We start from the raw sequence: 14,579 nt of genomic DNA, 5'->3' as shown, positions 1-14,579 counted from the left end.
ACATGAGTTTTACAGCCACATTTCTGCAATTTTTTTCTTGAGTCGATCTGTTTTTCCGCCGTATTCCTTGGTAATATTTGCATCGTGAACATAGCGCTCGATATCATCGTTTCCGATGAAGCTATAAGCTCCAGTTATACGAACTACTTCCTCAGAAATGGTTGAGGCCAATCTGGAGGTAATGATTTTCAGCATGGAGACCTCCCGTTCGTCCGACATATCGGTCCGCAGGTAGTCATGGTAATAGGCTTCGCAGGCAACCAGGGCCGTTTTCAGGTCGACGATGCGGAGTTGATTGATAGATACGTCGATAGGACGCTTGCCAAAGCCCCGGCGAATCTGTGAATAGGCCAGACCTTTCTTGAAGGCACCTTCTGCAATGCCCAGGGATTGAGCACTGATGGCCAGCCGCATCTTAATCATAGACTGGGTGTACTGTTGCTTGCCGGCAATCTGGTGGCCCAACAGCTGGTCGTTGGTCAGCTGGACATTTTCAAAACTAATAGGCGCCAGCGGCATAGAGCGGACACCGACCTTGTCAATGGTGGGACCGACCTGGACACCGGGAGTCTTGCTGTCGAGGACAAAGATAGCCATGTCCTTCTTGCCGTACTGGTCCACGGTCTGGCAGAGGACAAATAGGACATCTGCCATAGGAGCATTGGAGACCATCTGCTTGCGACCGTTGATAATCCAGCCCTTGTCGGTCTGTCTGGCCATGGTTTCGGGAAATTGCTTGTCCAGATTGATATCTTCCTCGGAAAAGGCAAAGACACCAATTTTTTTGAAATTGAGCAAATCATCCAGATAGCGCTCCTTCTGCTCAGAACTGCCAAAATGCTCCAAGAGCCAGATGGCAAAGAAGGCCTGGGTCATGAGGATGGCCGCCAAGGAGGAAAACTCGATGGACAGGAGGCGAATGACCTCTAGAAAGGTCCTGAGCCCGCTGTCTCTGTCCACAGTTTGGTGGAGCAGGTGGAAAATCTTGTGGTCTGTGACCAGCCGATTGATAAAGAGGAGCGGAAAGAGCTTGTGCTCATCATAGTGGGCTGCTTGGCCAACTATCTCAGCCTGGATATAGTCGCTAATCTGGTCTAACTTTTCTTGGTCGTATTGCATGATTCACCTACTTTATTCGACAGGCGTGTAGTATAATTTCAGGAATTCTTCGTAGACAAAGGACTCGATTTCATTGGTCTTGGACTTGTACGGTCGGCAGAACCAGATATTAAAAGGCAAAAAGTCTCTGAAGCGGACCATGGTGTGCTTATCCTTGTCCACCAAATCTTCGATTGGCCGGGGCAGGAGGGTGATGATATTATTGCCAGATGTAGCTTCGATTAGGTAGTCCCAAGAGTAGGCTAGGAAGCTGAGCTTAGGCTTGATTTTTTCTTTTTTGAACTTGTCCTTGAGGATGTGGTAGGTGGTGTAGGACTTGTTAAAGGTGGCGACTTGATAGGGTTCAATGTCCTTCCACTCTAGAAGGTCCTTGCTGGCCAAGGGATGATTCTTGTCCATAAAAGCCACGTATTCATCCATCTGGATGATGTGCTGCTCGTATTTTTGACTATCCAGGGAGGTCGGCTCAATGACCACGACAAAGTTGAGGTCCTCAGCCAGGAACATGCGATTGAGGTCCACTCCTCCTCCTTCGGTAATCTGGATATCAATATTTGGGTGTTTGAGCAGGAAGTCCGGCAGGATATTGGCAAAATAGACCCGCAATATCAAAGACGGAATACCCAGACGGATAGTGCCCTTCTGCTTGGTAGACTCGGTCTGAATCATTCTTTGCATGTCTTCATATTTCTCGACAATTTCGGTGGCAAAGTGGTAGACACGCTCACCTGCCTCGGTCAGTTTTTCCAGGCGACCATTTTTACGATGGAAGAGCTGGAGCCCTTCATTGGTCTCAAACTGGGTGATGAACTGGCTGAGAGCTGACTGGCTGATATGAATCTTCTTGGCGGCTAGGGATAGATTACAGTTGTTCTCAACAATATTGATAAAATACCCCATTTGAACAATATCCATTCCCATAGCATATCCTCCTTTGTCCTTTTGGACAAGCGTTTTTCATATAATCTTGTCTCACCTATCTGAACTGGTAGCTAGGTGATGTTTTTTCATGTTTTGTTTATCGTTTTGCCCTAAAAATCTGGCAACTAAGGTTTCAATTTGTTTTTAGTAGACAACGATAAATCTATCAATTCATTATATCACATTACTGAGTATTTTTAAATAAATCCGCTCGAATTTTACAAATAAATCCCAGCAAATTAACTACTGGGATATTTCTTGTACTTAACATCTATCAAACCGACCTCAAGAACTGTCCCATTGTCTTGTTACTAGTAAGTGTAGCTAGTAAAGTCAGGTTTGCGGAAATGCTTTCCTAGATTGGCATGGTGATGACATTGTCAGCAACGACCACGTCACCTGCTGTTTTTTCTAGGACTTCTTCTACCGTTACTCCAGGAGCTACTTCCTTGAGCAGGTATTTGCCATCTTGGAATTCAAATACGGCTAATTCGGTGATGACCATGGATACCACTCCTTTGGCAGACAGTGGCAGGGTGCATTCTTTGAGGATCTTGGATTCACCATTTTTATCGACATGTTGCAGGGCCACAATCACGCGCTTGGCACCAACCAAGAGGTCCATGGCGCCGCCCATGCCTGGCGCGAATTTTCCTGGAATAATCCAGTTGGCAATGCTGGCGTCCTGGCTAACTTCGAGGGCTCCAAGCACAGTCGCATCCACGTGACCACCACGGATGATGGCAAAGGATGTTTGGATATCAAAGGTTGAAGCTCCTGGCATAAGGGTGATGGGAGCACCACCTGAGTTGGCAATATTTGGATGGTAGTTATCCTTGCCTGGGGTTTCACCGAAACGAAGGGCTCCATTTTCAGCTTGGAGGATAACGCTCACTCCAGCTGGGATATAGTCAGCAGATGCGTTTGGAATACCGAATCCCAGGTTGACAACGTCTCCGTCATGGAATTCTAAAGCGACACGACGTGCAATAACTTCTTTTGCTTTCATATTTTTACACCCCTGCTAGTTTCTTCGTTTCTGTCCAGAGAGCACCCATCATTTCATGGTGTTCTTGTGCTGTCAAACCTTGGACGACATAATCTACTAAAATACCAGGAATATAGACATCATCCGGCTTGATTTCTCCGATTTCTACCACTTCATTGGTCTCAACGATGACTGTGTCGGCAGCCAGGGCCAGTTGCAATGAAATGTTTTTAGTGGTTCCTTCGATGTAAAGGTTTCCGTACTTGTCTGCCTTGCTGGCCTTGATTAAGGCTACGTCAATTTTCAATGGATCATAGACTAGGTACTCACGGCCGTTGCGGACAACTTTTTCTTGTTTTTCTTCTAGGATAGTTCCAACGCCTGTCGGTGTCAATACGGCACCTAGACCTGCACCTGCAGCGTGGAGGCGTTCAACCACTGTGCCCATCGGTGTGAATTCAACTTCCATCTCACCGCTGAAGTAGGCTTTTTGGGCACCTGGTGAGGTTCCGACGTGGGCTGCTATGTATTTGGATACTTGGTGGTTTTCACAGAGACGACCTACTCCGACTTCCTTACCAGGATGGGAGGTTACGACAGATGTCAGAGTCAGGTTTTTTGTGCCTTGTTCCACCAAGCCATCAATCAATTCAAAGGGTTCACCGACACCGAGGAAGCCTGAGATTCCCACGATGTGTCCCGGTTGTACCAGCGATACTGCTTCTTTGAGCGTTACAATTTTTGCCATTTTTTTCTCCTCGTCAAAGCTACTTATTTCCGTGTAAAGACTGCTTTTCGTTTTTCAACAAAAGCGCCCATGCCTTCTTTTTTATCCTCTGTTGAGAAGAGGAGTGCTTCTGCTTCTGTTTCCAAGCGGATAGCACTTTGCAGTGGTAATTCTGTTCCCACGCTGATGACATGTTTGGCTTTTTCGACAGCCAACGGAGCATTCTTCAAAATAGATTTTGCTAGATTTTCAGCTTCCTGCATCAATTCCTCTGCTGGGACCAGGCGATTGAGTATGCCGAGTTCGACTGCTTCTGGTCCTTTTACATTTCGAGCCGTGAAAATGAGTTCCTTGGCCTTGCTGATGCCGATGAGGCGTGGCATCCGTTGGGTTCCTGCAAATCCTGGTATAATTCCAAGTGTCACTTCAGGGAAGCCCAACAACACTTTCTCATGGCCCAGACGAATGTCTGTTGACAGAGCCAATTCCATACCACCTCCCAAAGCATATCCGTTAATTGCTGCAATGGATGGCTGGCGAAGATGTTCTAGTCTGGAGAAAGTATCATTGGCATAGGTCATGTATTCGAAGGCTTGTGTCGGCGTCATCTTATCCATTTCCTTGATGTCTGCGCCGGCTACAAATGATTTCTCACCTGCACCCGTGACGATGACTACACCAATTTCTGTACTGGTTTCCACTACATCCAATACTTCATTCAAGTCTTTCAAGACTTGTGAGCTGAGGGCATTCAATGCTTCTGGACGATTGATAGTGATATAGCCGATGCCATCTTTGACGTCCAACAATACAGTTTTGTTCATAAACATTCTCCTAATGTGTAATGTGATCGGTCACCTAGGGTCAACAATGCAACCAATCGATTGACAAAATGTAAAACGCTTACATTATTAGTTTATCAACTATTTACATATTCGTCTACTTAAGAAATTTTAATAGTTGTATTAGGTGGGCTTATAGAAATTGTGCGAAAACCAACTTATTTATTGAGGTTGTTCAACCATCAAAAAGTAATCAAGAACGCTTTCCCAAAAAGTAAAAAAGCACCCAGATTTCTCCGGGCACTAGAGGTTAGGAAGCTTTTTTAGATTTAGCAATGTAGTAAAGCTGGAGCAAGATTCCGACCACGGCCATGCCGATGACGATATAGAAGGCCATAGAGTAGTCTCCATTGTTGGCTTGAGCCAGACGAGCACCCAGCTGTGGTCCTGCAATAGCAGCCACACCGTAAGCCGTAAACATCCAGCCGTAGTTGGTACCTACATTGGCCACACCCCAGTTATCAGCCGTGATACCTGGGAAGGAACCGAGGAAACCACCGAAGGACAGGGCAACCAGCATGACACCGATGATAGCCAGGACACTGCCCTCACCTTTAAAGGTCGCTGTCAGGAAGAGCCCTCCTGCTACTGCAGCAAACATGGCAACAACGGTCGGGTAGCGACCAATCTTATCAGACACGGCTCCCCAGAAAATCCGGCCAAAGGTATTGGCGATGGAAACCAGCATGACAAAGAATGTCGCTTCACTGACCAGCTTGTATTGGTCAGAGATGGATGCGGCACCACCGATAATCATCATACCGCCGGTCGCACCGAGGATGTAAATCAACCAGAGTAGCCAGAAATTGCCTTCACGCAACATTTCCTTATGGGTCTTACCAGTCGGAGCTGCAGCACCTGGTGTCGGAGCAGCTGCTGGAGCCTTTTCCATGACCAGGGAAGACGCACAGATGACCACCAAGAGGGCAATACCCAGTACATTGAAGGTCCGGTAAACACCCATGGCGCCAATCATGCCTTTAGCAACTGGCCCGATAATCAGGGGACCAAGACCAAAGCCTGCCGCTGTCAAACCACCAGCCAGACCTTTTTTATCAGGGAACCATTTGGAAGCGACCGAAGTGGCTGCACCATAGGCAGACCCGATACCTAGACCCAGGATGACACCGTAGGTCAGATAGAGAATCGACAAGCTGGTTGCAAAGCCTGTGGCAAACATGCCCAGACCAAAGAGGATACCACCTAAGAATACAAATTTCTTAGGACCGAGGGCATCAACCTTGGGGCCGAAAATAATCATTCCGACCGGAACCATGGCAAAGGAGATACTAAAGGCCAGTGAGGTCTGGGCCTGTACCCATCCTTGGTCGGCATTGGCTTCCAAGAGAGCTTTTTGGAAAACGGACCAGGCATAGCCCGCTCCCAAGGAGAGGTTGGTCAAGATGGCCGCCGCCAAAATGACCCAACGATTTGGTGTTTTTTTCATAATCTTTCCTCACATAATCTACAAATGGTGAAAGTTACTCAATGAAAATCAGGAAGACGCGGAGAACTCTGACGCTTATGGTTTTATGGCGACGGGCTGAAAAGCACACCCTGAGCTTTTCACATATCAAGTCGAGTCAACAACGTCTGCGTTTGATTTTCGAAGAGTACTATCTGCTCACGATAACGGCTATCCCCATACCACCACCGATACAGAGAGTTGCTAAACCGCATTTGGCATCACGTTTTTGCATTTCATGTAGAAGTGTGACAAAGATACGGGCGCCTGACGCTCCGATTGGGTGACCTAGGGCAATGGCACCACCGTTTACATTGACAATATCTGGATTGAGTCCTAGTTCGCGATTGACTGCGCAAGCTTGGGACGCAAAGGCTTCGTTGGCTTCAACCAAATCTAGGTCACTGACAGACAAGCCTGCCTTATCCAGGGCCTTACGGGATGCGTAGATAGGACCGCAACCCATAATAGTTGGATCTAGACCTGCACTTGCATAAGATTTGATAGTAGCAAGGACTGGCAGACCCAATTGTGCAGCTTTTTCACTGCTCATCATAATGATAGCCGCTGCTCCGTCATTGATACCAGAGGCATTTCCGGCAGTAACAGTACCGTCTTTCTTGAAGGCTGGGCGCAATTTAGCCATGCCTTCCATGCTGGCATTTTCACGTGGATATTCGTCTGTGTCAAAGACGAGTGGATCGCCCTTACGTTGCGGAATCAGGACTGGTACGATTTCGTCTTTGAATTTACCTGCCTTGATAGCAGCGACAGCCTTTTCCTGGGAACGAACCGCAAAGCTATCCTGATCTTCACGGGTAATATTGTACTTGGCTGCGACATTTTCTGCTGTGATACCCATATGCATTGGCTCAAAGGCATCCGTTAGTCCATCTTTTAGCATGGTATCAATCACTTTGCTGTCGCCCATGCGGGAACCCCAGCGCTGATTTTGAATAACATACGGCGCCTGGCTCATATTTTCCGTACCACCTGCAATGACAACATCTGCATCTCCCAAAAGGATAGCTTGGGCTGCTAGGCTGATGGTTTTCAGACCAGAACCGCAAACTTTATTAATGGTGAAGGAAGGAGTCGTTACAGGCAAGCCAGATTTGATACTAACTTGACGTGCGACGTTTTGTCCAAGACCTGCACCAAGTACATTACCAAAAATCACTTCATCAACCAAAGTAGGATCAAGGTTAATTTTTTCGAGTGCGCCTTTGACAGCAGTTACCCCCAAATCAACAGCAGATATATCTTTTAAACTTCCACCGTAACTGCCAATTGGTGTTCGAACAGCTGCTACAATTACTGCTTCTCTCATTTTTTTCTCCCTTCCTAATACGTAAAGAATCCTTGACCAGTCTTACGACCAAGTTTACCAGATTCCACCATTTTTTTAAGAAGTGGAGCTGGACGATATTTTGGATCCGCGAAGCCATTGCTCAAGACATTCATAATAGCCAAAACAACATCGAGGCCAATTAAATCAGCTAGAGCTAATGGGCCAATCGGATGGTTGGCACCCAATTTCATGGCTGTGTCAATTTCTTCTGCACTGGCAACGCCTTCTCCCAAGACAAAGATTGCTTCGTTGATCATTGGAATCAGGATACGGTTGACCACAAAGCCATAGGAATCCGCCACGCGCACCGCTGTTTTATTGATTTTTGCAGTGACTTCTTCTACCGCAGCAGCTGTTTCTGGAGAGGTTTGAATGGCACGAATAACTTCGACCAATTTCATAAGAGGAGCTGGGTTAAAGAAGTGCATACCTAGCACCTTATCCGGACGACCTGAAACGGCAGCAATATCGGTCACAGACAGGGAGGAGGTATTGGATGCCAGGATGGTTTCTGGAGCTGTAATCTCGTTTAATTGCTTAAAGATGCTCAGCTTGATATCGCGGTTTTCAGTTGCAGCTTCAACGACAAGTTGCACATGTTTGGCATCCTGGTAATCTGTCGACGGGATCAATCGTGCATAGGCTGCGTCTGCTTCTTCCTGAGTCATTTTTTCTTTTCCAACAGCACGATCAAATTGTTTCTTAATACCTGCTAGACCACGTTCAACAAATTCTAATTTAATATCATTGAGATAGACAGTGAAGCCTGATTGGGCAAAAACTTGAGCAATCCCGCTGCCCATTTGACCAGACCCAATGACCATAACATTTTTAATTTCCATTATACTTTTTCCTTTCCTTTCGCCCTAGAGTCAATATCCTGGGAGCAGGAGATTCCCCACTCCCGGATGAATTGCTTACTCTTAGAAAATCATTTCTCTTTTCAAGAGCCTTGACCAGCGCAAATCTCCAGTGGAAGTTTGCGGCCTGTCGCCTTGAGCCGAGAGATGGAATTTCAATGAGTTTTAGACGAAGGCACCGATTCCAGTCAATTCACGCGCCACAATCATGGCATTGATTTCGTGTGTTCCTTCATAGGTGTAAATAGCTTCCGCATCTGTGAAGAAGCGAGCAACTTCTGTTTCGTAGGTAATACCGTTACCGCCGCAGACTTCACGAGCCAGGGCTACTGTTTCTCTCATGCGGAGAGAGTTGTGGAGCTTAGCCAGTGAAGAGTTGAGCATTTCTTCTGTGCCAGATTCTTGGATTTCGGCAATGCGTGCGGAGTAAGCAATGGCTGCCTGCACATTTGCCTGCATACGAGCCAATTTTTCCTGTACCAATTGGAAGCCACCGAGTTTGCGACCGAATTGTTCACGAGTTGTGGTCAAGCGAAGGGCTGCATTGAAGGCACCAGCCGCTGTACCCATGGCAATGTAAGCAACGTCTGCGCGTGTGCGAACGAAGATTTTCGCTACATCACCATAGCCGTTGATATTGACAAGACGGTCTGCTTCAGGAACTTCCACATCTTTGAGTGTAATGTGACCATTGTTTACGATACGGAGGGAAATCTTGTGCTCCACGTTTTCCACAGAAAGACCTGGGCTACCTTGTTTCACCATGAAACATTTGATTTTCTTGGTTTCCACATCGCGGGCAAAGATTGGAATAAAGTCTGCTGTCTTAGCACCACCAATCCAGCGTTTTTCGCCGTTCAATACCCAGACATCACCCTTGCGCTCAGCTGTTGTTGCAAGACCACCTGCAATGTCAGAACCATGGTCAGGCTCTGTCAAACCGAAACAGGTCTGTGCTTCAAAATTACGAACTGGTGTACCAAAGCGCTCAATCTGCTCCTGGCTACCACCAATGAGAATCGTATTGTAACCAAGTCCGCCATGCACTGTGTAGAAGGTTGCAACAGACGGATCGAAGCGAGCCATTTCCAGGTAGAGGAAGGCGTTGTAAAGCTCACCAGCCTTCCAAGATCCTTCGCGACCAACGAACAAATCTGGGTGAGTCATAATTTTGGCTGCTGCAAATGCTCCCAGGATTTCTTCACGTGGAAGCAGGGCTTTTTCATAGCTGTCAATCAAGACTGGACGAACACGTGCTTCTAATTCTTGGCGCAAGTGTTTCAAGACTTTCAGTTCACCCTCCGTCAATTTTTCGGCATAACCGAACAAATCTTCTGGGTACAACTCTCTAGCTAATTCTTTAACTGACATGGTAATAGACTCCTTTTTGTATTTTTTGCTTTTCGTAAAGCGTTTACATTTTGTTGACAACATTATAATATAACGAAATTACATAAAAATCTACTTAATAAAAATTAATACGACTATAAGTGAAGATTATAGAATTTCACAAAGTAGGAAAACACAAGAATCCTTACCATTCCTAACTTTGGAAAGTATAAAAATAGGAAGAACAGAAAGTTTGTGAAGAAAAAAGCAGACTGGATTCTGAATCCAGCCTGCCAAAGAGGAAATTGGTAGTGTATTAAAAATTAGAGGTGGAGTTTCTTCAAGACATGATCTGCTTCTGTAAAGATTGCCTCGATAATGGCCTTGGCAGGCTTGATGTCATTGACCAGACCAGCAATTTGTCCAGCCATGAGAGAGCCGTTTTCAGCATCTCCATCCTTGACCGCCTTGGCAAGAGCCCCCATAGTGATTTCTTCCAGATCATGACGGGAAGTAGCCTGAGCCTCGATTTCCAGATATTTGTCTGTCATAGCATTGCGGATACAGCGCACCGGCGCCTTAAATTTGCGACCAGTCACGACAGTTGAGGTGTCTACCGCATCCAGCACAGCCTGCTTGTAGCTATCTGGTATCGGGCATTCTTCTGCCGCGAGGAATACGGTCCCCATCTGCACCCCTTCTGCTCCCAGGGCAAAGGCTGCGACCACACCATGGCCATCTGCCACACCACCTGCACAAATCACAGGAATATCTAGAGCAGCAGCCACCTGTCTCGTCAGGGGCATGGAGGCCGTTTCGCCGATGTGACCACCAGCTTCCATCCCTTCAGCCACTACAGCATCGCAGCCCAATTCCTGCATTTTGAGGGCCAGCTTGACACTTGGAATAACCGGGACCACCTTGATACCAGCTTCCTTGAGACGAGGCATATAGGGTTTCGGCGTACCTGCACCTGTGGTCACAACCTTAACCCCTTCTTCAATCAGGACTTCCACAATCTCTGCCACATTGTCCATCATCAACATCAGATTGACCGCAAACGGCTTATCCGTCAGGGCCTTGGTCTTCCGAATTTCCTCTCGGACCTCATCTGCCGTCATGCCGCCTGAAGCAAGAATACCCAGACCGCCAGCGTTTGAGACAGCACTGACCAATTGGTGACGAGAAATCTGAGCCATGGCTCCTTGGAAAACGGGATACTGGATACCCAACAATTCTGTAACACGATTCATCTTGCATATTCCTCCTGTTTCGTTATCTTTGTCACAATCATACCAAATATTGAAACCCTTTTCAATCCTTCTTCTATTACAAAATCTTATGTCAACCATAACAAATTGTAATGTGTCTGGACTAGCCTATTTTGGCGGGATAACATTGGCCTGACCAGCTATGACCTTGACATCATCCTGATTGGTCACGATAGTCTCCAAGGTCAACCAGCCCTTGTCATCAATGTCTGTAATGGTCGCAGTCGCAGTCAAGGTATCCCCGATTCCAACGGGTTTGAGGAATTTCAACTCCTGCCCCAGATAGATGGTGCCAGGACCAGGCAGGTACATGCCCAAGACGGTTGAAATCAAGGAAGCACCCAACATGCCATGGGCAATCCGCTTCTTGAACATGCCCTGTGAAGCCTCAACTTCGTTGACATGGGCAGGATTCAAATCACCTGAAATCCCTGCAAAAAGGATCACATCTGTCTCTGTAATGGTCTTAGCAAACTGGCCCGTCTGCCCAATTTCAAATACTTTTGTCATTGTACTACTCCTTTTCGTCATTTTATTTATCCTCAATGAAAATCAATCTAGCCACCAGCAAAACTCTATCACTAACTTATTTCAAGGCGACAGGCTGAAAGGCTCTTGACAAGGGATGGTTTTGATTTTCGAAGAGTTTTAGTTGATTTTTTATTATTTTTTACTATAATGGGGTCAAAGAAAGGGTTATTATATGAAATCATATCCTATCCACTACCATACACTGAAAAATGGAGAGCGCCTAGCCTATTCAAGAACTGGCACTACTGGCCCAGCCTTGATTCTCCTGCATGGCAACCTGAGTTCGTCGGTTCATTTCTACCAGCTGGCAGAGGCTCTGGAAGGAGACTTTCAGCTAATTCTTCCAGACATGCGTGGCTTCGGGCATTCCAGCTATCAGCATCCTGTCCATTCCCTACAGGAATTGGCTCTGGACTTGGTGGAGCTCATGGATGTGCTGGCAATCCCTAGCTATGCTATCCTTGGTTGGTCCACAGGCGGTGGGGTTGCCTTGGAAATGGCTGCGCTAAAACCACAAGCCGTTGAGCAGGTATTTCTCCTCGCCTCCATCGGCATACAGGGCTACCTGTCTCCTAGCGGTATCAATCGACCTCAATTAGGCCTGCTGCCGCTCCTCATCCAGACCAATCGGGCCATGGCCAAGTGGAATCCCGTCCTGCAGAAGGTCGAGTTGGCCTTACAAAACCGTGACCAGCGTATCCTCAAGAAAATAATGGACCCCCTCTACCAACTCTACCCGATTTCTGAGCAGGATTACCAGACCTATATGGATGCCATGTGCCAGCAGCAAAACTACTCTGACATTTTTATCAACCTCTTCACCTTCAATATGACCAATCGGACAAACGGCCTGGTCGCCGGAACCAACCGGATTCAAGATGTCACCTGTCCGGTCATCATTATCCACGGGGACAAGGACAAGGTTGTTCGCATGGACTCTGCTCTTCTGACCTATCAGACCTTGAAGCAACAGGCCCATCTCTATGTCATGGATGCTGGTCACTCTATCCAGACAGACCAACCTAATCAGCTAGCAGACATTCTAAGAAAACATCTCCTCTAGCGAACAAGCCACATTGGCAACTTTCCCCATTATAGACAAGGAGCTGGGCTTAAGCCCAGCCCTTTTTACTCATCATGGGTTTTATAGAAATCCATGAGTTTTGGTATTACTTGTTGGCGAGACCGCTTGCTGACAAAGAGGCCGATATGGCCGGAATCATAATAGACAGTCTCCGTATCTTTTGAGCCAACCAATTTCGGTAATGGTTCAGAAGCCAGAGTCGGCACTTGGTCATCCCGATTGGCAATGATATTGAGCAATGGCTGCTTGATATTCTTGAGATTGACCGTTTCATCACCGATTTTGAGCTCGCCCTTGACCAGCTTATTATCATGGTACATGTCATTGGTAAACTGACGAATGGTCGCTCCAGCCTGGGCAGGGCTGTCAAAAATCCAGCTTTCCAGGGCCAAGAAATTGGTCATGGCTTTTTCATTGTCCAATTTATCAATTAAATCCAAATATTTATTGGTGGTTAATTTGATAGGCGATAAGAGCAAGAAACCGTTGTTCATGACTTCTCCAGACAGGTTGCCATAGGCTTCGACCATACTGTCTGCATCCATATATTTGCCCCATTGGAAGAGCAACTTATCACACGGAGAGAAATCAATCGGCGCCACAACAGTCACCAGATTCTTGACCAAGTCAGGATTGAGGGCTGTAAAGATAGTCGCAAAATTGGCTCCCTGGCAAATACCGAAAAAGTTGATTTTATCGGCACCAGAATGGTCCAAAACAGCCTCCACACAGTTACGCATATAGCCCTGGATATAGTCTTCCATGGTGATATACATGTCATCCTTGGTCGGATAACCCCAGTCGATGACATAGAGATCCGCCCCCGCATTGAGCATGTCTTCCACAAAGCTATTGCCCTCCTGCAGGTCTAGCATGTAGTATTTATTAACCAGGGCATAAGAAATCAGGGTCGGCGTCTTGAGTGGTCGTTTTACTTTTGGTTTGAAATGATAGAGGACCAACTTATCCTCTGCGTAGATGACTTCTTTTTCCGATACGCCACCTTTTGGTCGTTCCAGCTTGGTCAAGGTTTCAATGCCCTTAATCAAGCGTTGTTGGGATTCCAGGGCATCCTGGATATTTTTCTTCGGTATGGTAAATAATTCCTCAAACATAGGCCATCTCCCTTCTTACTTATTTGCTGTCAGCTTTCTTGCTGGGCTTGGTCTTAGCAGGCTTGGCCTCTGCGCCTTGCTTGATGTCCTTGAGTTCGCGCTTGAGCTTGGTCACTTCGCGTTTCAACTCTTGAACCTTTTTATACAGGCTGCGCGCATCACTTTCTAAGACAATCGGCAGGCCTTTCAGGACTAATTCCAAGAGTTTATTGCGGGCAATGACAAACTGCGCATTGGCGGTACCAAATTTGGCCAAGAGTTGAGAAAATTCATCTGAGTAGAAATATTCTTGTAAGGTTTTTTCTACTTCATTAGACCAATGATGATAAAATTCCTTGTATGTTTGCGGTTGCTCACCCTTTTTAACCAATTCAGCAAATTCTTCCATTAAAGTTTTAGCCCGATTTTTGGTTACTTGGGTCAGTTTTTGCTGGAACTCTACACTTGTTAGGATTAACTGAATACTATTGTCAATGAAGGCGTTCTGAGCTTCAATCTTCTCCGTGTTGTTGCCCATGCCTGGAATGCGCAAGAGCGGCGCTACTGTCTGCTCATACTGGCTCTTCCACTGGTCAAAGAAACCAGCCAGCTTGTCTGGATCTCCATTGGCACCCTCGACATAGAGACGACTGAGGTCAAAGAAGGATTCAGCCCACGGCCCCAAGAATTGAGACCAGTTATCCTTGAGCGCGCCGGTTAGCTGATAAGGCGCTTCTAGGATTGAGCGCAGCTGGGCAGGAATATAGGGTTGGACAAAATCAGCATAAAATTGCTGGCCATCTGACATCCACTTGTTGACCCATTCCTTGCCATCTTCTTCAAATGGCTTGGAATAGAGGTCACGAAGGTTGTCAAAATAGCGATAAAAACTAACAAAATGCTTGTTGGCATCCATCATCTGTAACCGCCCAATAACAAAGTATATTGAAAAGACTCCAAAGTCCTATCGACTCTGGAACCTTTTTCTATTTACATG

The 14,579-nt window shown here is 46.6% G+C and carries 14 protein-coding genes; 1 reads left to right on the top strand and 13 read right to left on the bottom strand.

Annotated features, from left to right (window positions below; all coding sequences use genetic code 11):
- Positions 1 to 9: 9 nt before the first annotated feature.
- The 11 genes from ACHBID_RS09370 to ACHBID_RS09320 all read right to left on the bottom strand — a co-directional run bounded on the left by ACHBID_RS09370 (position 10) and on the right by ACHBID_RS09320 (position 11,383).
- A complete protein-coding gene (locus tag ACHBID_RS09370; protein ID WP_394731485.1) occupies positions 10 to 1,119 on the bottom strand; it encodes an acyl-CoA dehydrogenase family protein in 1,110 nt (369 codons plus the stop codon).
- Between the two features lie 12 nt (positions 1,120 to 1,131).
- Positions 1,132 to 2,034, bottom strand: a complete 903-nt coding sequence (locus ACHBID_RS09365) for a LysR family transcriptional regulator (protein WP_394731529.1) — start codon at positions 2,032 to 2,034, stop codon at positions 1,132 to 1,134.
- A 361-nt stretch (positions 2,035 to 2,395) separates the two neighbouring features.
- The gene (locus ACHBID_RS09360) at positions 2,396 to 3,049 is read right to left on the bottom strand and encodes a 3-oxoacid CoA-transferase subunit B (RefSeq protein WP_105110501.1); all 654 of its coding nucleotides are present in this window, start codon (positions 3,047 to 3,049) and stop codon (positions 2,396 to 2,398) included.
- Positions 3,050 to 3,053: 4 nt separating this feature from the next.
- Positions 3,054 to 3,776 (bottom strand): CoA transferase subunit A, encoded by a 723-nt coding sequence (locus ACHBID_RS09355; protein WP_105110502.1) that lies wholly within the window; start codon positions 3,774 to 3,776, stop codon positions 3,054 to 3,056.
- Positions 3,777 to 3,799: 23 nt separating this feature from the next.
- The gene (locus tag ACHBID_RS09350) at positions 3,800 to 4,579 is read right to left on the bottom strand and encodes an enoyl-CoA hydratase/isomerase family protein (RefSeq protein ID WP_105110503.1); all 780 of its coding nucleotides are present in this window, start codon (positions 4,577 to 4,579) and stop codon (positions 3,800 to 3,802) included.
- 268 nt (positions 4,580 to 4,847) lie between these two features.
- A complete protein-coding gene (locus tag ACHBID_RS09345) occupies positions 4,848 to 6,044 on the bottom strand; it encodes an MFS transporter (RefSeq protein ID WP_172010144.1) in 1,197 nt (398 codons plus the stop codon).
- 169 nt (positions 6,045 to 6,213) lie between these two features.
- Positions 6,214 to 7,392, bottom strand: a complete 1,179-nt coding sequence (locus tag ACHBID_RS09340) for an acetyl-CoA C-acetyltransferase (protein WP_105122332.1) — start codon at positions 7,390 to 7,392, stop codon at positions 6,214 to 6,216.
- 14 nt (positions 7,393 to 7,406) lie between these two features.
- Positions 7,407 to 8,255, bottom strand: coding sequence for a 3-hydroxybutyryl-CoA dehydrogenase (locus ACHBID_RS09335; RefSeq protein ID WP_394731486.1), 849 nt, complete (start codon positions 8,253 to 8,255; stop codon positions 7,407 to 7,409).
- Positions 8,256 to 8,438: 183 nt separating this feature from the next.
- The gene (locus ACHBID_RS09330) at positions 8,439 to 9,644 is read right to left on the bottom strand and encodes an acyl-CoA dehydrogenase family protein (protein ID WP_105122330.1); all 1,206 of its coding nucleotides are present in this window, start codon (positions 9,642 to 9,644) and stop codon (positions 8,439 to 8,441) included.
- Between the two features lie 281 nt (positions 9,645 to 9,925).
- Positions 9,926 to 10,855, bottom strand: a complete 930-nt coding sequence (locus ACHBID_RS09325) for a nitronate monooxygenase (protein WP_394731487.1) — start codon at positions 10,853 to 10,855, stop codon at positions 9,926 to 9,928.
- A 126-nt stretch (positions 10,856 to 10,981) separates the two neighbouring features.
- On the bottom strand, positions 10,982 to 11,383 hold the full coding sequence (locus tag ACHBID_RS09320; RefSeq protein ID WP_394731488.1) for a MaoC family dehydratase: 402 nt from the start codon (positions 11,381 to 11,383) through the stop codon (positions 10,982 to 10,984).
- A 193-nt stretch (positions 11,384 to 11,576) separates the two neighbouring features.
- On the opposite strand from ACHBID_RS09320, the gene ACHBID_RS09315 reads away from it, so the two are divergent.
- Entirely contained in the window at positions 11,577 to 12,467 is an 891-nt protein-coding gene (locus ACHBID_RS09315) for an alpha/beta fold hydrolase (RefSeq protein WP_394731489.1), read from the top strand.
- Between the two features lie 65 nt (positions 12,468 to 12,532).
- On the opposite strand, the gene phaC is transcribed toward ACHBID_RS09315, so the two are convergent.
- Together phaC and ACHBID_RS09305 are read right to left on the bottom strand one after the other, a co-directional pair.
- Positions 12,533 to 13,603, bottom strand: coding sequence for a class III poly(R)-hydroxyalkanoic acid synthase subunit PhaC (gene phaC, locus ACHBID_RS09310; protein WP_105110511.1), 1,071 nt, complete (start codon positions 13,601 to 13,603; stop codon positions 12,533 to 12,535).
- A gap of 19 nt (positions 13,604 to 13,622) precedes the next feature.
- A complete protein-coding gene (locus tag ACHBID_RS09305; protein WP_394734394.1) occupies positions 13,623 to 14,501 on the bottom strand; it encodes a poly(R)-hydroxyalkanoic acid synthase subunit PhaE in 879 nt (292 codons plus the stop codon).
- Between the last annotated feature and the right edge of the window lie 78 nt (positions 14,502 to 14,579).

The sequence above is a fragment of the Streptococcus sp. A25 genome, from assembly GCF_043674095.1.
Taxonomy (GTDB): domain Bacteria; phylum Bacillota; class Bacilli; order Lactobacillales; family Streptococcaceae; genus Streptococcus; species Streptococcus suis_V.
Note: the sequence above shows the minus strand (reverse complement) of the source record. Positions and strands in the feature narration are given on the sequence as shown.

What these genes read in the sequence shown, in the direction of transcription:
- ACHBID_RS09355 (WP_105110502.1), bottom strand. Translation starts at nt 3,776, where the DNA reads ATGGCAAAAATTGTAACGCTCAAAGAAGCAGTATCGCTGGTACAACCG.
- ACHBID_RS09340 (WP_105122332.1), bottom strand. Translation starts at nt 7,392, where the DNA reads ATGAGAGAAGCAGTAATTGTAGCAGCTGTTCGAACACCAATTGGCAGT.
- ACHBID_RS09365 (WP_394731529.1), bottom strand. Translation starts at nt 2,034, where the DNA reads ATGGATATTGTTCAAATGGGGTATTTTATCAATATTGTTGAGAACAAC.
- ACHBID_RS09305 (WP_394734394.1), bottom strand. Translation starts at nt 14,501, where the DNA reads ATGATGGATGCCAACAAGCATTTTGTTAGTTTTTATCGCTATTTTGAC.
- ACHBID_RS09315 (WP_394731489.1), top strand. Translation starts at nt 11,577, where the DNA reads ATGAAATCATATCCTATCCACTACCATACACTGAAAAATGGAGAGCGC.
- ACHBID_RS09335 (WP_394731486.1), bottom strand. Translation starts at nt 8,255, where the DNA reads ATGGAAATTAAAAATGTTATGGTCATTGGGTCTGGTCAAATGGGCAGC.
- ACHBID_RS09350 (WP_105110503.1), bottom strand. Translation starts at nt 4,579, where the DNA reads ATGAACAAAACTGTATTGTTGGACGTCAAAGATGGCATCGGCTATATC.
- phaC (WP_105110511.1), bottom strand. Translation starts at nt 13,603, where the DNA reads ATGTTTGAGGAATTATTTACCATACCGAAGAAAAATATCCAGGATGCC.
- ACHBID_RS09345 (WP_172010144.1), bottom strand. Translation starts at nt 6,044, where the DNA reads ATGAAAAAAACACCAAATCGTTGGGTCATTTTGGCGGCGGCCATCTTG.
- ACHBID_RS09325 (WP_394731487.1), bottom strand. Translation starts at nt 10,855, where the DNA reads ATGAATCGTGTTACAGAATTGTTGGGTATCCAGTATCCCGTTTTCCAA.
- ACHBID_RS09330 (WP_105122330.1), bottom strand. Translation starts at nt 9,644, where the DNA reads ATGTCAGTTAAAGAATTAGCTAGAGAGTTGTACCCAGAAGATTTGTTC.
- ACHBID_RS09370 (WP_394731485.1), bottom strand. Translation starts at nt 1,119, where the DNA reads ATGCAATACGACCAAGAAAAGTTAGACCAGATTAGCGACTATATCCAG.
- ACHBID_RS09360 (WP_105110501.1), bottom strand. Translation starts at nt 3,049, where the DNA reads ATGAAAGCAAAAGAAGTTATTGCACGTCGTGTCGCTTTAGAATTCCAT.
- ACHBID_RS09320 (WP_394731488.1), bottom strand. Translation starts at nt 11,383, where the DNA reads ATGACAAAAGTATTTGAAATTGGGCAGACGGGCCAGTTTGCTAAGACC.